The following is a 19989-nucleotide window of genomic DNA, read 5'->3' on the forward strand; positions in this document are numbered from 1 at the left end:
ATATTATTACAGTACTATTAATTATTTTTCGGACAGAATAATGTTGATGATTTAATAATATATAGTGAGCAAAATATACCTCCATTAGAGAAATTGAGAGGTAGAAAATTTAGATTGTGATTAAGTGATTGTATTATACTGATATAGGTTGACTCTTTTTTAGTTAAAATCCTCTGTTCTTAAATTGTAAGCTCAGGTAAATTTACTTTATTTTTTCGATACGACTTGTATTTGATATTAGGATTTAAATGCACTTCTGCAGGTTTTCTGAGATCCAGGCTAAAATGAATTTCTCAAATTGTTATAAATATAGACTGCTTGTTGTGTCATTTTTTGTGCTAATTCAGTGTTTTTAATGATTTGTTTTAGCCCGTATTCATATTTAAGAGTTCTGTTAATGCGTTCTGCAACAGCATTTTCGTAAGGATCGTATTGCTCGGTCATACTCATTGTAATTCCATTATCTTCAGCAAACTGCGTGTATTTGGGGTTGCAATATTGAAAACCTCTGTCCGAATGATGAATTAGTTTTTGATTAGGATATTTTCTGTTTTTAATAGCCATAGCTAGCGCATCTGAGCAAAGTGATGTTCTCATATGATTATCAAGTTTGTAACCCATTATTTGCTTAGAATAGGCGTCTGTGACTAAAGCTAGATAGTTGTGTCCATTTTCTGTTTTAATATAAGTGATATCACTAACCCAGAGTTGTTCCGGTCGATTAGGAACGTGGCCTTTTACGAGGTTCTTATATTTTTTGTACATATGGTTTGAGTTTGTCGTTGTGATGTAATTTTTATTTTTTGGAATCAAAAGATTATTTAGTCTAAGAAAGCGATAGAACTTGTCTCTACCTATCTTAATATTAGCCTCAATAAAATTAGTTTTAAGTTCCGCATGTAATTTTATTCCACCAGTTTTAGAGCCTACTTTTTTACGGTAGTCTTTAACCATCTTGATCATTTTTTGATGATCTATTTCTTTTTTCTGTTGCGTTCTTAGTCTTTTGTAGAAGGCTTGTTTAGATATCCCAAAACATCCATAGAGCCATTTTCTTTTATACGCTGTTTTTTCTTTAGCTCTATCTCTTTTGCTAATGTTTTGGGTAATGACTTTTTTGACATATCGACTCCTGTAATAAGTTCCATATCAGCGATAATGTCCTGTTGGAAGTCTTTTTGAAACTCAAGTTCTTCAATCTTCTCCTTTAGCTTTTTAATCTCATCGTTTTTACTCATACCCATGTTTTGTTGCACTAAGGTACTGTATTTTCTTAACCAATAAGAAATAGTTGTTCTAGGAATATCATATTTTTTAGAAGCTTGGTTGTTTGAAATCTGACCATTTAAGATTTGGTCAACGACTAAAAGTTTGGTTTCTAAAGTAGCTTTTTGATAGCTTTTTTTTAGCCAGTGTTCATTTTTTGTTTTCATAAGTGACTGTAATTAATTGCTTAATTTTTAGTCAACCTATTTCAGGAAAGTACAGATATCTTCTAATGAGTCCATTTGTATTTTCATTTGTTCCTCTTTCCCAGGAAGAATATGGATGTGCAAAGTATATTTTCATACCTGTTTTTTTAGTAATCATTTCGTGTCTCGCCATTTCAATTCCGTTATCATATGTCATTGATTTTTTATAAATAGGATTTAATTTGTTTAATATTTTAGAAAACTCATTAGCTACTTCACCTGCTTTTTTAGACTCTAATTTTACTATTAAAGTAAATCTAGTTTTGCGCTCTACAATAGTTCCAATAGCACTTTTATGATTTTTTCCAATCACTAAATCTCCTTCCCAATGTCCCACTTCATTTCTAAGTTCAATATGTTGTGGTCTGTTGTCAATACTGACTTGGTTAATGATTTTACTTCCACCACCACGTCTTTTTTTAGGAGTTCTACGTCTTGTTTTTTTACGTACTAATAGTTTGATTAACTTTTTATTTAAACGAGCTTGTGGTCTAGTATAAATGTGTCTATAAATAGCTTCGTGTGAAATAGACATTATTAGATTATTAGGATACAACTCTTTTAATCTTCCAGAAATTTGTTCAGGAGTCCAGTTTGATAAAAGTCCTTTGTAAACAAAAAATTTGAGTAAAGAATAAGTGCTTATTTTATCTAAATTTCTCTTGTTTAAATAATCTTCTTTAGCACACCAATGAGCAAGTTCAGCATCATATCTATGTTCTTTTTTTTGCACCCATTTATTCACTTCTCTACCGATAGTTGAACGAGATCTATTGAGTTTAATTGCTATATAAGATTTAGACTTTTCTTCATTTAAAAGAGTCTAAATAATCACTCTTTCTTTCAAAGTTAATCGTCTATGTTTTTTTACTTCCATTTTACAAATCTATAATTTTAGATTTGTTGCGTTAAGTTATTGAATGGAGGATGGTTTTTTCAGCTTGTGGGTAACGTTGTTGTATAAGCTTTGTTGCGTTGTTTAAACAGTGAATTTAGTAAATAAAACAAGAACGGAGAAATTTCGAAGGAATTTCCCAAGTGAGCCAAAAACAGCAATAAAGTTTATACGGTGTTGGCAATAGTTTTTGTTTAATAATTATTATTAATATTCACTAATTTTATCTATCACAAATAATCTAGATGTTTCACCATCTTTTAATTTGTATTTTATTTGGCGAGTACCTCCGGTTGGGTTATTATTAGTATCTTCATCATTGTAAATAGGGAACCTTCTTGCTAAAGTGGTTTCCGTAATTGCAAATTCATCGTGTCCCATATATCCACTGCGTGCCTCCTCATTTTTAGATATTTCTGGGAAGTAAATTTGACTTATCGACTTTCCATTATTTACTGAATAGCCTATAACATCGCCATAGCTACCGCTTCCTGCAGATATTGTATAAATCAATATTTCTGGAAATCCATCTGCATTTAAATCTTTAATTTCTGCATTGGTAACTTGTCCTTCCAATTCAAGAGTAATTTTTTTATTATCTATTTCTAATCCTTTAGGTTGAATTGTTAATTGACTAATAGACCCTTCTCCGGTATTACTTAAATCAAAGGTTATATTTTGTAGAGTTAAATTTTTTTGAAATATAATTTTTTGACCTTCTTGAATTTGATTCTCAATTATGACCTCATTATTTTCAATTTGTTCTTTATTAGTTTTTCCCTGTTCGTTCTTACAAGAAATAATAGTCAATGCTCCAACTAGAGCAATTGTGATTGTTTTTAATTGTTTCATGCTTGGATTTAATTATTGCCAACGTTGTTGTATAAGCTTTGTTGCGTTGTTTAAGCAGTGAATTTAGTAAATAAAACACGAACGGCGAAATTCCGAAGGAATTTCCCAAGTGAGCTAAAAACAGCAATAAAGTTTATACGGTGTTAGCAAAAGTTTTTATATTCCATAAACTTTTTCCAACTTCCTAAGGCTGGTGATTCAGCAAGTTTTGTTTCCGGATTCATATTTATTATTTGAAATCCTCCTTTTTGTATTTTAGGAGAGTGTTCAATATAATTTTCTCTAAATTCATCGTGCATTCCATTCAAAACGTGAGAAATTTTTAAGAGAGTTTGTTTTATTAATTCTGACGAAGCATAACTGATACAGTATTCTAAATCTTTATCTATAATTTTCTTTAAATTAGATTTTATTTTTTCAGAACATTGAAATTGGGTAGTTACTTTTCCTGAGTTTAATTCCCAAGAAACATTTGCAAAAGATGTTGATTTTTTCCTGTGAATAAGTTCCGCTCGATAGTCATTAAACTTACTCACAAATTCCGAATTAACTTTTATTATGTTATCTACAAACTTCCTATCTGAAAATTCACTTTTATTGTTGTGACAATGTTTTACTAAAGTTATCCATTGCAATTTTGTTTGCGGGTTTTTTCCAAATATAAATTGAGTTAACATAGCCAAATAATCAAAACAAGAAGATAGATGGAAAACAATACTGTCATAGATTGCCATTATTTCATCAGCTGCTATTTCAAAATGAGGATTTCCCATTATAAACCCGTCAAAAGAGGAAGGTTTATCTTTTAACATTTTAGCAAATCTATTTTCTATTTCCATTTTTCGGACAATGAGTAAATAAAAATGAAGGTTTGCACTTCTTATTCTATAATCAATACTATCTCTTAATTCGTAAATTTCGTGTTTCCCATCTTTCGATTGTCCAAAAACATTATTAATATGATATCCATAATCCATTGCTAAAGCCATAAAACCTTCAGAAACAACCTTTATGAGGCTCTGAATTTCGTCCAATTTCTCTTGTGGTTTGTCTATGTAAATTATTTCACTCATTGGTCTGGTTTTGAATTTTTGCTAACGTTGTTGTAAATGGTTTGTTGCGTGTTTCAAGCAACTAATTTAGTAAATAATTACCGACCAAGAAAGTGAAGTGCACCCAAATGTTTAGACAAATTTATAATTAATTTTGATAATAATTAGCTCGATATTCAATCGGGCTCATTCCCTTTAAATTTTGTTTAATTCTCTCATTATTATAATATTTTATATACACTTTAATCTCTTTTTTTAATTGAGATATCGACTTGTATTTATTTATATAAAACAATTCAGATTTTAGAATACCGAAGAAATTTTCTATCACAGCGTTATCTAAACAATTTCCTTTACGAGACATACTCTGAGTAATTCCTTTTTCTGTTAATAATCTTCGATACTGTTTCATTTGATACTGCCATCCTTGATCTGAATGTAATATTAAATTTGTTTGATCTGGTATTTTCTTAAAAGACTTTTTCAGCATAATAGCTACTTGTTTAAAATCAGGTTTTTCAGATAATTGATAATTTATTATTTCTCTATTAAAGAGATCAATTATTGGAGATAGATATAGTTTTTTTCCTAAAACTTTAAATTCTGTAATATCGGTAGCCCATTTTTTATTTGGCCTAATAGCTTTAAAATTTCGTTGTAATATATTAGGAGCTGTTTCCCCTATTTGCCCTTTATAAGACTTGTATCTTTTAGCTCTGACTAAACTTTTTAAACCTAATTCACGCATTAACTTGAGTACTGTTTTATGATTTATTAGAGTTCCTATTTTGTTGATTTCTAAAGAGATTCTTCTATAACCATATCTTCCTTTGTGACGATGATATATTTGATGAATCAATAGTTTTATCTCTTTATATTTATCAACTATAAGACTTCTTTTATGATGATAATAATAACTACTTCTTGCCATGTTCATATGATATAATAAAATATCTAAATCATACTTATGCCTTAATTCTGTTATGGCTTTTGCTTTTTGTTTTGCTCTTGTTGAATTAAGGCCTGTAACTTTTTTAGCAAGTCCAGTTCTGCACGTAATGATTCATTTTCTAATAAAAGTTCCTCTTCTCTTGTTAAAGGTTTATTAGACTTTTTTTTAGCCCTCTTAAATTGCATAGATTTTGGTTTACCTCTAGGTTTAATGTTTAAGCCTATAATACCCTCTTTTTTATAATTACGTTGCCACTTCATAATTACAGATTTTGTAGGAATATTAAATTCTAAACAAGCTTGACTGAAAGATAATGAATCTTTGTCAATAGCTTTTAAAACTTTAAGTTTAAAAGGAATGCTATACATTTTTGTTTTTCTTGGTAATAGTGCTTTTTTACCATATTTTTCATAAAATCGAATCCAATCATGAAGGGTTGTATGATGACAACCATATAACTTAGACACATCTTCAACTGTTTGGTTATTTTTTAAAACTTGCTTTACACATCGAAGTTTAAATGCGTAATCATACTTGACTTTTCTTCCCATAATAATACCCTCAAATAGTGTCTAACTTTTTGGGAGCAGTTCAAAAGTCCGCGAGGACTTTCGTAAGTAGGCGAGAAGCCAGCAATAAATTATATACGGTGTTACCACCAGTTATTTATTTTCCTCTTGTTTTGGAAATTCATAATCTATATTTCCCTTAATTCCATAGAAATGAAGATATTGTCCGTGAGCCGTAATATACAAATGTGTTCCCCATTGTTGTGCTATTCCAGCAGAAATTAAAAAAGCTACATTGTCATCAATATGAGAATAACCTTTATGAAAAGGTTCTTTTTCTTCAGCCATTTCATTAAGAAAATCAATTGCAGTCAGATTCAATCTTTCCGCACAATATGATAAACTTAAAAAACTTGGCCAATCAAATTTGTCATTTATATGAGAAGCAAAAAGGTTAGCAAGTATTTTCGACTTTTCAATTTCTAATATTCTTTCATTGAGTATCATTATTTGTTCAACTACTGAATTTCTATACTTTTTGTTTTCTTTAAATTTATTTTGAAATTCAATTTTTACTGAATCTTTTAGTTTTGCTGAATGAAATTCTTTCAAAAATGTCAACAATTTTTTAGCAAAATGAATTTCTTTAATCTTTATTCCGCCTTTTACTAGACCAAGTATAGTCTTAACGATAGGGATTTCTTTAATTGCATCATTATCTAAAAAAGAATCTAAAGCCAATTCAGCATAATCAACTGTCAAATCCATAGTAGTTGATTCTAAACCATCTTGAACTACTTTTTCAATTGATTTTTCATTTTTTTCTTCAAATTCCATTGATTTCGTATTAATTGGTGGTAACGTTTAGTATAAGAAACGTAGGGCAATAAATAAGCACTTTCGTTTCGGTTTATTACTTAGCTAAATATAAATATTTTGCTTTTATTTTTCTTCTATAAATGCCAAATTTTATATTTAGCGGACTTCATTAATATGCCTAAACTTTCAGTTAAGCCACAAATGCCCTATGTTTTTTTATACATTGTTATATACCGTTTTCTTTTTTCCAGTCGGTTTTCAAATATTTCAAAGCACTTTCTAAAGCCTGTTTTGATGGTTTCGGATTATAACCTAATTCTCGTCTTGATTTACTAATATCATAATCTTGTTTTAAACCATAAAACATATCTAAGTAATGTCTCTGTAATAGAGGCTCTTTTCCTGTTAGTTTACTGCTAAATTCCATTAAACCAGCAACAGAGTACAATAAACATTTTGGTACTTTTTTAGGTGTTTTTAGTTTTAGTTCAGGGTATAAATCAGCTGCTATTTTCACCGTTTCTTGTAGCGTAGTGTGTTGCTCGTTAGATAAAATATACCTTTCACCATTTCCTCCTTTAGTCATTGCATTATACATTCCTGAAGCTACATCTTTTACATCTACCCAATTTAAAGTTACATTGGTGTCTACAGGTATTTCACCATTTAAAACTTGTAATACAAGCTTGTTAGAATAACTTAACTTATAAGCTTTAGACCCAATCATAGCAGAAGGTAAAACAAGAACAGTTCTAATACCATACTTTTTTCCTAATTCTAATGCGAGTTTATCAGAATCATTTTTAGAATTATAATACCAGTTTCGTCTGTCTTTGTTATATCCATTGTCCACATTTGCAGGTAATTTTGTGAAATCTAAACTGGCTACAGAACTTACATAAACGATATTGCTGATGCCACATTCTTTAGCAATGTCAAATACGTTTTGAGTTCCTTGCATATTATTATCATAAATTTCCTCTTTTGGATTTTTTGCCCACATACTAAAATTTGCCGCAACTGCATATAAGTTTGTGACTCCTTTGAATGCTTTTTTCAGAGATTCTCTGTCGGTAATATCAGCTTGAACAACTTCACAGTCTAACCCTTTAAAAGGTTCAGTATTATTAATGTTCCTTACAGTTGTTCTTACTTTTTGGTTGTCGGAAAGTAAAAGTCTAATTAGGTTGTTTCCTAAATGTCCATTTCCGCCAGTTACTAATGAAATTTCATTGCTCATAATTCTTAAATTTTGTTTGAGCAAATTTCCATACCTTTTATGAGGTTAGAAATAACATTTGTTAGAAAGTGATTTGTTTTCTAATACGACTTAAAGATTGAGGTTCCATTCCTAAAAAAGAAGCGATATTGTCAATAGATACATTCAAAGCTAATTTTGGATACTGATTTACAAATTTTAGATAACGTTCTTTTGCTGTTAAAATTTGAAAATCTTTAACACGCTCTAATTTGCAACCTAAATGTTCGTTGGTTACTTCTTTGACAAATATTGCCCAAAATTTTGTCTCCTTTTGTAAAATATCAAAATCAGGTTTCGATATTTTTAGAACTCTAGATTCTGTGATAGTTTCATAATAATCTAATGATGGTGTTTCTGTCATAAAACTTTCTAAAGATGTAAAAAAATCTTGCTCTACTACAAGATGCTGTACGATAATCTTTCCGTCAACATTTTGATACCCTTTTACGATTCCAGTATCTAAGAAATAAATATATCGCTCAATTTTTCCTGCTTTTAAAAGATTAGTTTGAGCTGGTATTTCTTTAGAAACGAAAGACTTTTTGATTAAATTAATATCATTTTGAGTTAAAGGAACTCTCGATTGTATGTAATTAATTAGATTTTCCATTTTGTTTGTATTATACTGATATAGGTTGACCTTTTTTTAGGTTAATTTATACCGTTCAAAAGATTTTTTTAGCCGTTTAGAAGGCAAAAAATATTTTGAACTAGTTTTGTTTTCAAATTGTTAGTTCAGTCAAATTTACATTATTTCTTCGATATGATTTGTATTTGATGTTTGGATTTAAATGTACTTCAGCTGGTTTTCTTAATTCTAAGCTAAAATGGGTTCTTAAATTGTTGTAAATATATACTGCTTGTTTTGTTACTTCTTGAGCAATGGCAGTGTTTTTAATGCAATTTCTAAGTCCATATTCATATTTTAAAGTTCTATTAATTCGCTCTGCAATTGCGTTTTCATAAGGATCATATTGTTCTGTCATGCTCATCATTATGCCATTTTCTTCTGCAAATGCTGTGTATTTGGGGTTACAGTATTGAAAACCTCTGTCAGAATGATGTATTAATTTTTTATCAGGGTATTTTCTATTTTTAATAGCCATTTCTAGCGCTTCTGAACAAAGTGATGTCTTCATGTTGTTATCTAATTTATAGCCCATAATTTGCTTAGAATATGCATCTGTAACGATTGCTAGGTAATTGTGTCCATTGTCTGTTTTAATGTATGTTATATCGCTTACCCATAGTTGTTCTGGTCGAGTAGGAACTTGGTCTTTAATTAGGTTTTTATATTTTCTAAATTGATGATTAGAATTTGTTGTTGTTACATAGTTTTTAAGCTTAGGAACAAGTAAATTATGAAGCCTTAACACATCGTACAACTTGTCTCTACCGATTTTAATACCTTGTTTTATAAAGTCTTGTTTAAGTTCATCATATAACTTAATTCCGCCAGTTCTCATACCAACTAATTTTCGATATTCTTGTATCATTGCGATGACTTTTTCATCGTTTAGTCGTTTGTTTTTTTGGGTTTTGAGTCTTTTGTAGAAGGCTTGTTTACTAATCCCAAAACACTCATAGAACCATTTTCTTTTAAACGGTTTTTCTTTTTTAGTTCTATCTCTTTCGCTAATGTTTTGGGCAACGACTTTTTTGACAAATCGACTCCAGTAATGATTTCCATGTCAGCAATAATATCTTGTTGAAATTCCTTTACAAACTCCAATTCTTCAATACGTTCCTTTAGTTTTTTAATCTCATCTAATTTACTCATACCTGTATTTTGTTGGACTAAAGTACTATATTTTTTGATCCAATACCCAATTGTAGTTCTAGGAACATCATATTTTTTGGAAGCAAAGTTTGTGGAAATCTGTCCATTCTGAATTTGGTCAACGACGAATAATTTGAGTTCTAAAGTTGCTTTTTCGTACGTTTTTTTTCGCCAGGGTTGTTTTTGAGCTTTCATAAGTGACTATAATTAAGTGTTTAATTTTTAGTCAACCTATTTCAGGAAAGTACAGTTTTGTAATGGTATATAACGGTTTCGTGTATGAATAGTTGCGGTTTTGTGTGCGAGGAATTTCCGAAGGAAATTCAGACGTAACAAAAATGCAACTACCTTTGTTTAAGCACTAATGTAGCAATTTTTTATACACGTTGTTGTAAAACGTTTTTTATTCCGTTTTCAAATTCCGTTGTTAATTTATTCACTTTTCTTTTATTCGCAAACCAATGAAAAGGTGAAGGACTTGAGTGAAGTCCGAACGATATACAATTTACTAACAAATCAGTTCCATCGTAAATTATTGTCATTTGTTTTCCCCAATCAGTTCCTGAATCTTGCCAAGAAAAATTAATTATTGCTATTTGTTGATTATTCGCTGAAATATTCCAGTCATTTTTTTCCGCAATCTTTTTAATCAGATTTGAGTTTTTTCCTCTCGATATTCCTTTAATCCGCTCTAATTTATAAACATTGAAAATTGAATAAATCATCAATCCTCCAATTATCATTGTAAAAATTAGAAAAGCAAGAGAAAGTCCAATCGGTTCGTCTTTGTTTAAATTCGAATTGAATTCCATTATCGCTATAAATGGAAACATTCCAACAAGCATTAGTGGAAGCAAATAGTCGAATATTTTTTCAAGAAACCATTGTCTCGTAATCAGCTTTTTAGCTTTTTTAGATTTTGATATGTCGATTGGAATTCTGTTCACTCAAATGTTTTACAACGTTTATGTATAAGAATAGTGCGGTTTTTGTGCGAGGATTTTCCGCAGGAAAATCAGCCGTAACAAAAGAGCACTAACCTTTGATTAAGCACTTAATACCGCATTATTTTTATACGGTGTTAGCTGTAGTTTTTATCTTTTGAATTCAGATGTAAATCCATCATTAAAATCATCAGTTATTATAAGGCTTTTACCAATTGAAAGAATAACCATTCTATAGTCATCATTATCAATGAAAAGGATTTGGTCTTCATTATTATCTTCAATATTGAATGAGTAGGTTCCGCTGTGCAAATAAAAACCATTATCGTTTCCAATTTTGTTTTCTACTGTCAAAATAGTAGATGTTTGGTCAAAAGTCCATTTTATGTCCCCTTTTGAATAGTCATTATCGATACTTGCTAATCCTCCGCGTACATTTACTAAATTCCAAGTTCCATCAATAGTGTTTTCTTGCGATGAATTATCGTCATTGCTACAGCTAGTCAGAAATCCGACTCCGACAATTATAAGTAGGGTGATAATATTTGCTTTCATAATAGTTTTCTTTTTAGATGCTAAAATTCATAAACGGTTGCGTTAAATTACAGCTAACTTGTTTATATACAGAGCTTTTATACTGATTTTGTTCCGTTATGGTGGGATATGCAGAAGTTTATTGTCTTTATATCCATTCTATAAAAGTAAGTGATTAAAATAAATCATCAAACGGATTTTTAATATTTTTTAAGCTTGGTTCTGTAACATGTGTATAAATCATAGTAGTTTTTGGACTACTATGACCTAATAGCTCTTGGATATATCTAACGTCTGTCCCTTTTTCCAATAGATGAGTTGCAAAACTATGTCTTAAAGAATGTAGTGTTGCTTTCTTTCTAATACCAGCTTTAAATAAAGCATTTTTTAATACTTTTTGTGCACTTGTATTACTATATTTTCCTCCTTTTTGTCCTTCGAATAAATATTTTTCTGGTTTATAAGCAATATAATATTCTCTTAAAATTTTTACAAACACAGGTGATAAAAGAGTGTATCTATCTTTTTTTCCTTTAGCTTGTTTAATATGTATTAACATTCTTTTACTATCGATATCGTTTATTTCTAGATTGATAGCTTCACCAATTCTTAAGCCAGCAGAATACAATAAGCATAAAAGAGCCTTATGCTTAAGGTTTGTTAAGGTGTTAAATAGCGATTTTATTTCAGATCCGCTTAACACTATTGGTAGTTTTTTTTCTTTTCGAGGTCTTTCAATTTGTATTTCTTCATAAGAATATCCCTTGTATTCAAAAAACTTTTTAATTCCACTTATAAATTGATTTTGATATGAAATTGATTTATTTGGAATAAAAATATAATCATAACTAAATGCTTCCACTATTTTTGTAGAGAATATTTCAGCATTTTTTAAAAGAACATATTTAATATAAGTTGTAGTAACATCTACATAAGTGTTCACAGTATTTTCACTAAAACGTTTTTGAAACAACCATTTTTTAAACTTTTGTAATTCTAATTGATAAACATCAGGTAGTTGTTCTATTAGGTGTGAATTTCTTCTTTCCTCTATTTTACTTTTGTTGATGGAAGGTTGTAATTCTATATAGTCAATAGTCCAATTTGTTTTTTTCAAATGATTGAAAACTATTCTTAAATTTTCTAACGAAAGTTAAGAATAAAAAGACCTTAAAGTTTGACTCCAAACAACATTTTTAAGTTTTTTAAGATGTTCTTTTATTTCATTATTATAAGCAAACCGAATTACTAAAACATTTTTATTACGAAGTTGAGAAATTGTTAAGTTGATTTTTTTCATAGCTTTTAGGTAAAGTTAACATTTTTTTTATAAAATCAATTTCTCGGATCTACCGCTACACTCATCTTTTTAGATTGAATTACATTCATACTACAAAATCCATAACGATTGGTAATTTTCCCATAACAACCATAAATCCCCATTCCGTTTACTGGATATTGATGTACAACATTTGTAAAATGTACTGCATCAAAGTAATGACCATCTTTATCAATAAAAGTACTCAGTCTCATTAATTTATTTTGAGACGTTTTGTTAAAGCGAGTAGTTACCAGTAAACCATAAATTAAAACATGCTGACTCTCAAAATCAATCATTTGTTTTGCTTTAATACTTGGCAGAAAAGGTTCAGTCACCAGTTTAAAATAATCATGCACAGTAAACCCTAATAATTCCATTTCATCATAGACTTTTTCTAACCAATGAGATTCTAGTTTTGGCAATTCATACTTTACTTGTTCTGTTTTAAAAAGCAGTTCTTGTTTTGTTTTTTGTTTGGTAGCTTTCAATTTAAAAATAGCTTGCCACAATAGTTGTTTTTTGGTTTTATTTGTAAAACGAAAAGCATCAATTCTAATTAAAATGGTTAGTTGTTCAATACTAATTACAACACGATCTATAAAATTTTCTAAAGACGTAAAATCCCCATACAATTGTCTTTCTGTTAACAATCTTTGAATTGTTAAATGCTCTAAACTTTTTAAATACCCAAAACCCAAATAAATAGTTTTATCTATGACAATGTTGGGATGATTACTTTTATTGATACAGGGCAACTCAATAATTGCTCCTTGCATTTTTGCTTCATGGATATAATGTTCCGTTGAATAAAATCCACCTCCGTTATTTAAAACCGCCACCATAAATTCTATGGGGTAATAACATTTTAAAAACATACTTTGATAGCTTTCTACAGCATAAGAAGCTGAATGTCCTTTGGCAAAAGCATAGCCTGCAAAACTTTTAATTTGATTCCAAACCTCAAAAATTAAAGCATCTTTATGCCCTTTTTTTCTACAGTTAGCAATAAACTTATCTTCTACAGCTTTAAATTCTGATAATGATCTGTATTTCCCACTCATTCCACGTCTTAAAACATCCGCTTCACCCAATGTTAAGTCTGCAAACTTACTCGCCACCTTCATCACATCTTCTTGATAAACCATTACACCATACGTCTCTGGCATAATTTCTAACAAAATAGGATTCGCTTCTTTTCTTTTTTCTGGAAAACGATGTCTTTTTATAAATTCATCTTTCATTCCTGATCCCGAAACGCCTGGTCTAATAATTGAACTTGCAGCCACTAATCCTAAATAATCTTGGGTTTGTAGTTTTTGCATCAATCCTCTCATTGCTGGAGATTCTACATAATAAGCACCAATGGCTCCACCTGACTTTAATAAATCATTGATTTTTTTATCTTTTTTAAAACTTTCTACATCCGTAATATCTATGGGAGGATCATTTGGTCTGTTTCTTTTTATAATTTCTAAGGCTTCTTTAATTTTTGCCAAACCTCGTTGTCCTAAAATATCAAACTTAAAAACACCTACATCATCTGCAATGTTCATGTCAAACTGAACTGTTGGAAATCCTTTTGGAGGTAAACTTGTTGCTGAATAATAATGTATTGGTTTATCTAAAATCAATATCCCTGCAGAATGGACACTTACATAATTCGGAAAACCCTCAATTAGTTTACCATATTTTAAAACCAACGTTGCAATACTATCCGTTTCTTGCTGTTTAATTCCCTTACTTAATTTATCTATTTCCTCTTTTGGCAATCCAAATACTTTTCCTAATTCTCTAATGACTGCTTTATACTTAAAAGTATTGTAGGTTGCTAAAAGTGCTGTGTTTTTAAAGCGTTTAAAAATATAGTTGGTAACATCTTCTCTATCTTTCCATGAAAAGTCAATATCAAAATCAGGTGGAGAAGCTCTAAAAGGATTGATAAAACGTTCAAAGTACAAATCTAATTCTACAGGATCTACATCTGTAATACCAATGATATAAGCAACAATACTATTGGCACCACTCCCCCTTCCTACATGAAAGTACCCTTTACTTTTTGCATAACTCACAATATCATAATTGATTAAAAAAAAGGAAACAAACTTTAAATCAATAATTACTTTCAATTCTTTCTCAAGTCGATCGTGTACTTTTTGAGTTGGATTTTTATAACGTTTATGTAAGTTGTTTTTACATAAATCTAATAACATATTGCAATCTTTTTCAAAACTATTGCAATACTTTTTAAGATTTTGGTTTTTTCTATCTTCGTGAAAGTCAAAAAACGTATTACAACCTTGCAATACTTTTTCTGTGTTTGTAATACTATTTGGAAACTCTTTATAAAACGTTAACAATTCTTTTCTTTCATGCATTACATCTGTTGTAATACATTGTTCTGTAGTAGGAAGTTTACTTAATAAAGTATTGTTATCTATGGCACGTAACAATCTGTGTGCGTTAAAATCTTTTTTATTTCGGATGGTAACCTGTTGTTGTATCACAATTCTATCTTCAAACTTCTTTAAATGAGAAAAACGGAGTTTATTAATTTCTGCAATAGAAACTCCAATAAATTCATTCTCTTTAAAAGTGGTCATGTTTAACTGCAATACTTTTTCAAATGGATAAACAATAAATGCATCTTCTAAATAACTAGGAGTATCTGGAATATCAGTTTTAGTTTCTAAAAAAGTAGATAAGTATTGATTGATATTTTGAAAACCAACATTACTTTTTGCGAGTGCTACAAATTGTTGGGAATTTCCATTTCTGAAATCAACACCAATTACAGGTTTAATGTTATACTTTTTAGCTTGTTGTATAAAATTCATACAAGCAGAAGTATTGTTGATATCTGTAAGCGCAATACTTTTGATATTGTTTTCTTTTGCGAGTTCTAGTAGTTCTATTTCCGAAAAAGTACCATAACGTAAGGAATAATAGGTATGACAGTTTAAATACATAAAGCAATCAATTATTGTTTTCTATGTGCAAGAACCAAAGGAGGTTCTCCATTAAAAGGATTGCTAAAACGACCAATAGATTTTGCTCCCATAGAAGCTGCTCTCATAATACTTTTATCTCCATATTTATTTCTAACAGTATCCATTGCATTGTATAAATCCAATAGTTGTTCTGTATCGTCAAACAAATTAATTTGGTAATTACCACTGACAATGTCAGATACTTTTACCCCCACCAATCGAATTAACAATCTTCGTTGATATAATTGTTTAAACAATTCTAAAACAGCAGGAATGATAATGTGATCTGCACTTGTATAGGGAATTTTTATTTGCTTGTTATACGTGTTAAAATCTGAATATCTAATTTTTACACTAATCACACCTGCTAACTTATCTCCTTTTCTCAATTGATAAGCTAAATTTTCTGCCATTGCAAAAATGGTTTCTTTTAACTTTATCATATCAATTGTATCTTTAGTGTAGGTTCTTTCTGTGGATAAAGATTTACGTTCGTGAAAAGCAATAATGGGTGGATTATCTATTCCGTTTGCACGTTTCCAAATAGTTTTTCCATTTTTCCCTAAAACGCTTATCATCATTTCTAAAGGCATTTCTTGAATTACTTTTATTTTTTCTACACCTAAATTCCTTAAAATTTGATACGTTTTTTCTCCAACTGATGGAATTTTACGAATTGATAATGGTGCCAGAAATTCTTTCTCAAATCCTGCATCAATCAATAATTGATTATTGGGTTTCGCTTCTCCTGTTGCAACTTTAGATACAATTTTATTTTGTGACATTCCAAAGGAAATAGGCAAACCACTTTCTTTTATAATTCGCTGACGTAATTCAGAAGCGTATTTATAACTCCCAAAAAAAGCATCCATTCCAGAAAGGTCTGCATAAAATTCATCAATACTCGCTTTTTCAAAAATGGGTACTTTTTCTTTGATGATTTCTGTTACAATATTTGAGTATTTAGAATAAATACTCGTATTTCCTCTAATAACAATTGCTTCAGGACATAACTTTCTAGCAATCTTCATTGACATGCCTGAATGCACGCCAAAAGTTCTCGTTTCATAACTACAAGCTGCCACAACTCCACGATCTCCTGTTCCTCCAACCAACAACGGTTTTTTTTGCAATCGACTATCAATCAATCGTTCACAAGAGACAAAAAAAGTATCTAAATCGAGATGTAAAATATTTTTCTTCACACCACAAAATTAGCTACAAACACAAACAATTATTGCTTACATTTGTAGTATTATGAAAATTATATCCAAAAACATACGTCATTTAAGAAGTTTAAAAGCGCTTTCACAAGAGCGTTTAGCTGATGATTTAAATGTAACAAGATCAAGAATAGGTTCTTATGAAGAGAACAGGTCTTCACCTACTTTAGAGTTTTTAATAGATTTCTCTAACTATTTTAAAGTACCTATTGATATATTATTGAAAAACGACCTTACCAAAACTAAAGATATTTCGTTTATAGAAGTTGGAAGCAAACGTGTTTTATTTCCAATTACAGTTGATGACGAAAATGAAAATTTAATTGAAGTAGTTTCTGCTAAAACTTCTGCTGGTTATTTATTAGGGTATGATGATCCTGAATATATTGAGCAGTTAGAAAAAATAAAATTACCTTTTTTACCTACTGGTAAACACAGAGCATTTCCTATTAAAGGAGATTCCATGTTACCTATGAAAGATGGATCTTATGTGGTTGCTGAATTTGTAGAAAATATTACAGATGTTAAAAATGGAACGTCTTATATCATAGTCACTAAAAATGATGGTATGACCTACAAAAGAGTCTATAATCAAATTGAAGAGAAAGGAAGTTTACTTTTAAAACCTGATAACAGAGAATATCAGTCTTATGAAGTTCCTTTAGAGGAAGTTTTAGAACTATGGAAATTTACTTGTAGCATAAATACGCAAGAGTATGAAGAACATGAACTAAAATTGAGTAGTATTATGCAAATGTTTAATGGTTTAGGTGTTGAATTGAAACAATTAGAAAAATCTTTAAAAATGAGTTAAAAAAATCAATTTTAACCTTTAAGGAATAAAAATCTTAATTATATTTGAATAGAAATTATATATAAATCCGAGTACACGATTCAGTACACGATTTAGTTAAAATAAAGCATAAAAGCGTGAAATTAGGGTGTTTTGTTAAATTCATAACCCTGAGGTCACGGGTTCAAATCCCGTTCTCGCTACTATTTTAAATCAATAAAAAACAACAGTTTAGGTCTCTAAACTGTTTTTTTATGCAATCAATTTACCATTACCTTACTCTAACAACAGAAATTGAACACGATTTTGAACACGATTCTAAAGTTTTAAACCTTTTTTCTTCCCCAAAAATCTATACAGCAAAAGGAGATTTATCTAAGCGATGGTACATCTATTTTTCCTTCAGAAATCCAAAAACAGGGAAATTGGAACGAATGGCAAATGTATATGGTAAAGTAAACCAATACAAAACCAAAGAGAATAGAATGAGCATCTTGTCTTCTTATAGAAAAAACTTGTTGTTTTTACTAAAACAAGGCTTCAATCCTTTCATAGATAACTCCGAGTTGTATGAGCAGTTGAAAAATCACACTGTTGATATAGAACTAGAAGAAACCCTTAAAGAAGAAGCAATATCTCCATCAAAAATAAACGAATCTGTAAAAAATGCTGTAAAGGAAGCCCTAGATGAAAATATGATTACTTCACTTTTAGAAAATGTAATTCTAAAGGGAGACTTATCTAAAACAACCAAAAAACCTATAAAAAACAACCAAAAAGAAATTCACATAAAAGAACAAAATACTGGGAATAAGAATCAAGAAGAAATGTCTATTGTAAAAGCTTTTGACTTTGCTCTAAGCTTAAAAGAAAAGGCAGTAAGTAATGGAACGTTAAAAGATTATAAAAGAAAAGCAAAACTATTTATTATTTGGATGGAAGAAACGCATCCAACCAAAAAGAATATAAGAGAAATTTCTAGAAAAGATTTATTAGATTATTTTAATGGAATTGTTTTAAAAACAAGCGCAAGAAATCGTAATAATTACAGAACAGAATTAGGAAGTATCTTCCAAGTATTAAAAAATAATGAATTGGTTGCTGAAAACTATATTCAATCAATTCCTGTATTAAAATCCAAAACAGAAAGAAATAAGGTTTACACATTAAAAGAGCAACAAAATATATTTGAATATTTAGAAAAACAAGATCAACTATTATTACTATTCATAAAATTCGTTTCTTATAGTTTCATTAGACCTATTGAGGTTTGTAGAATAAGAATTAAGGACATTAATTTAGAAACTAAAACCGTTCAATTTAAGGCTAAGAATAGCCCTTTAAAAACAAAAATTATTCCTAGTATTTTATTTGATGAATTACCAGATTTATCAAAGTTAGATAAGGAATCCTTTTTATTTACTCCAGAAACAATTGGAGCTTTCTGGGATGCAAATGAAACTAATAGAAGAGATCATTTTTCTAAAAGATTTAGAAAAGTTGTAAAAGACCATTTTAAATTGAATGAAGATTATGGAATTTATAGTTTTAGACATACCTTTATCTCAAAATTATATAGAAAACTGAGAGAAAATGCTTCTCCTTTTGAAGCTAAGAGTAATTTAATGCTGATTACAGGACATAAATCAATGAGTGCATTGGAAAAATATTTAAGAGAAATTGATGCAGAGTTGCCAGAAGATTACTCAAAATTATTTAAGTAAAAAATGAGCAAAGAAACTAGAAAAGTAAATGTAATTTATCAGGAGTTTAGAAAGAGGGTATTTTACCCTCTTTTACTCAATTCCCCAAAATTCTATTTCGAACACTTAATTGAACAAGTACAAATCTAACAAATAGAATGGGTGTTTGATGTTTTGATATTAGCAAGAAAGAAAATGGATATTGTTTTTATTGATGATAAAGATGAATCACAAGAAATTTTAAATAAACGGAGTCTTTTAAACGAAAACTTGTTTGATTTAGTAGACTGTCAAATAGAACTCAAAACTAATTAATTTTTCTTTTTCACCTAAAAAACTGCTATAACAATACCCAATATGTTTCCTAATAATACTATTGCTTAGCTCGAACTCACTCTATTTAACAACTTTTTTATAACTCCATAATAGTATAAAAATCAAGTGCAATTATTTTACATTGCCTATATTATGCGTTAATTATACGTAAAATTAACGCATAATTCAACTATAAATATACTTAAATTCATAATTATTTTTAATGAAAATAAAGAGTATTATATAGAACAAAAATTTAAACTAATGACTTTTCAAAGCATCTAACTCCACTCCTATCCCAAATAACATTAATGTAATACAAGTTTGTAATACAAAACTTGATTTGTGTTACAAGTATTTTATCAATCCATTTAAAGTATCTCCTCCATATTTTGATAATGATTTTTCTTGGAAAAATCGAGATAATGTAACTAACTATAGTTTTACTCCCAATAAATACAAATCATTGCTTACAACTTACCATACATTTAAATACAGAAGTATAATTTGATAATTAAGAAAAATATTTGAATTATCTAAAAAAGACATTGTATATATCTTTACATTACACTCGAAT

General features: G+C 29.4%; 21 protein-coding genes. 3 read left to right on the top strand and 18 right to left on the bottom strand.

Features of this window, described 5'->3' with window-relative positions; translation table 11 throughout:
• Positions 1 to 279: 279 nt before the first annotated feature.
• The 18 genes from H0I28_RS08375 to dinB form a co-directional block, all read right to left on the bottom strand.
• A complete protein-coding gene (locus H0I28_RS08375) occupies positions 280 to 1110 on the bottom strand; it encodes an IS3 family transposase (protein WP_218761675.1) in 831 nt (276 codons plus the stop codon).
• Positions 999 to 1433 (bottom strand): helix-turn-helix domain-containing protein, encoded by a 435-nt coding sequence (locus H0I28_RS08380; RefSeq protein WP_159020787.1) that lies wholly within the window; start codon positions 1431 to 1433, stop codon positions 999 to 1001. The genes H0I28_RS08375 and H0I28_RS08380 overlap by 112 nt, the downstream gene beginning before the upstream one ends.
• Positions 1434 to 1464: 31 nt before the next feature.
• Positions 1465 to 2262 carry an IS30 family transposase gene (locus H0I28_RS08385; protein WP_368384471.1) on the bottom strand — a complete coding sequence of 266 codons (798 nt, stop codon included), beginning with the start codon at positions 2260 to 2262 and terminating at the stop codon, positions 1465 to 1467.
• Between the two features lie 312 nt (positions 2263 to 2574).
• A complete protein-coding gene (locus H0I28_RS08390; RefSeq protein ID WP_218761367.1) occupies positions 2575 to 3219 on the bottom strand; it encodes a PliI family lysozyme inhibitor of I-type lysozyme in 645 nt (214 codons plus the stop codon).
• A 143-nt stretch (positions 3220 to 3362) separates the two neighbouring features.
• Positions 3363 to 4292 carry a hypothetical protein gene (locus H0I28_RS08395; protein ID WP_218754088.1) on the bottom strand — a complete coding sequence of 310 codons (930 nt, stop codon included), beginning with the start codon at positions 4290 to 4292 and terminating at the stop codon, positions 3363 to 3365.
• A 127-nt stretch (positions 4293 to 4419) separates the two neighbouring features.
• Positions 4420 to 5334 (bottom strand): IS3 family transposase, encoded by a 915-nt coding sequence (locus tag H0I28_RS08400; RefSeq protein ID WP_218755165.1) that lies wholly within the window; start codon positions 5332 to 5334, stop codon positions 4420 to 4422.
• Positions 5253 to 5774, bottom strand: coding sequence for a helix-turn-helix domain-containing protein (locus tag H0I28_RS08405; protein WP_218761368.1), 522 nt, complete (start codon positions 5772 to 5774; stop codon positions 5253 to 5255). The genes H0I28_RS08400 and H0I28_RS08405 overlap by 82 nt, the downstream gene beginning before the upstream one ends.
• Positions 5775 to 5885: 111 nt before the next feature.
• On the bottom strand, positions 5886 to 6569 hold the full coding sequence (locus H0I28_RS08410) for a hypothetical protein (protein ID WP_218761369.1): 684 nt from the start codon (positions 6567 to 6569) through the stop codon (positions 5886 to 5888).
• A gap of 208 nt (positions 6570 to 6777) precedes the next feature.
• Positions 6778 to 7791 (bottom strand): NAD-dependent epimerase/dehydratase family protein, encoded by a 1014-nt coding sequence (locus H0I28_RS08415; RefSeq protein WP_218761370.1) that lies wholly within the window; start codon positions 7789 to 7791, stop codon positions 6778 to 6780.
• 61 nt (positions 7792 to 7852) lie between these two features.
• A complete protein-coding gene (locus H0I28_RS08420; RefSeq protein WP_218761371.1) occupies positions 7853 to 8422 on the bottom strand; it encodes a Crp/Fnr family transcriptional regulator in 570 nt (189 codons plus the stop codon).
• Between the two features lie 112 nt (positions 8423 to 8534).
• Entirely contained in the window at positions 8535 to 9383 is an 849-nt protein-coding gene (locus H0I28_RS08425) for an IS3 family transposase (protein WP_254712736.1), read from the bottom strand.
• Positions 9329 to 9787: a helix-turn-helix domain-containing protein gene (locus H0I28_RS08430; RefSeq protein WP_218761396.1), complete on the bottom strand. Its 459-nt coding sequence runs from the start codon at positions 9785 to 9787 to the stop codon at positions 9329 to 9331. The genes H0I28_RS08425 and H0I28_RS08430 overlap by 55 nt, the downstream gene beginning before the upstream one ends.
• Positions 9788 to 9969: 182 nt before the next feature.
• On the bottom strand, positions 9970 to 10539 hold the full coding sequence (locus H0I28_RS08435) for a hypothetical protein (protein WP_218761372.1): 570 nt from the start codon (positions 10537 to 10539) through the stop codon (positions 9970 to 9972).
• Between the two features lie 147 nt (positions 10540 to 10686).
• Positions 10687 to 11091 (bottom strand): hypothetical protein, encoded by a 405-nt coding sequence (locus tag H0I28_RS08440; RefSeq protein ID WP_218761373.1) that lies wholly within the window; start codon positions 11089 to 11091, stop codon positions 10687 to 10689.
• 154 nt (positions 11092 to 11245) lie between these two features.
• Positions 11246 to 12187 (bottom strand): tyrosine-type recombinase/integrase, encoded by a 942-nt coding sequence (locus H0I28_RS08445; RefSeq protein ID WP_254712866.1) that lies wholly within the window; start codon positions 12185 to 12187, stop codon positions 11246 to 11248.
• A 36-nt stretch (positions 12188 to 12223) separates the two neighbouring features.
• On the bottom strand, positions 12224 to 12370 hold the full coding sequence (locus H0I28_RS17570) for a hypothetical protein (protein ID WP_254712867.1): 147 nt from the start codon (positions 12368 to 12370) through the stop codon (positions 12224 to 12226).
• Positions 12371 to 12405: 35 nt separating this feature from the next.
• The gene (locus H0I28_RS08450) at positions 12406 to 15357 is read right to left on the bottom strand and encodes a DNA polymerase III subunit alpha (RefSeq protein WP_218761374.1); all 2952 of its coding nucleotides are present in this window, start codon (positions 15355 to 15357) and stop codon (positions 12406 to 12408) included.
• Positions 15358 to 15368: 11 nt separating this feature from the next.
• Complete coding sequence (dinB, locus tag H0I28_RS08455) at positions 15369 to 16583, bottom strand: DNA polymerase IV (protein WP_218731068.1); 1215 nt, start codon at positions 16581 to 16583, stop codon at positions 15369 to 15371.
• Positions 16584 to 16635: 52 nt separating this feature from the next.
• On the opposite strand from dinB, the gene H0I28_RS08460 reads away from it, so the two are divergent.
• From H0I28_RS08460 to H0I28_RS17710, 3 genes are all read left to right on the top strand, one after another.
• Positions 16636 to 17415, top strand: coding sequence for a LexA family transcriptional regulator (locus H0I28_RS08460; RefSeq protein WP_218731069.1), 780 nt, complete (start codon positions 16636 to 16638; stop codon positions 17413 to 17415).
• 233 nt (positions 17416 to 17648) lie between these two features.
• Positions 17649 to 19118, top strand: coding sequence for a tyrosine-type recombinase/integrase (locus H0I28_RS08465; RefSeq protein ID WP_218761375.1), 1470 nt, complete (start codon positions 17649 to 17651; stop codon positions 19116 to 19118).
• Between the two features lie 610 nt (positions 19119 to 19728).
• Positions 19729 to 19923, top strand: a complete 195-nt coding sequence (locus H0I28_RS17710; protein WP_368384472.1) for a hypothetical protein — start codon at positions 19729 to 19731, stop codon at positions 19921 to 19923.
• The last annotated feature ends 66 nt before the right edge of the window (positions 19924 to 19989 follow it).

The sequence above is a fragment of the Polaribacter sp. AHE13PA genome (assembly GCF_019278505.1).
Taxonomy (GTDB): domain Bacteria; phylum Bacteroidota; class Bacteroidia; order Flavobacteriales; family Flavobacteriaceae; genus Polaribacter.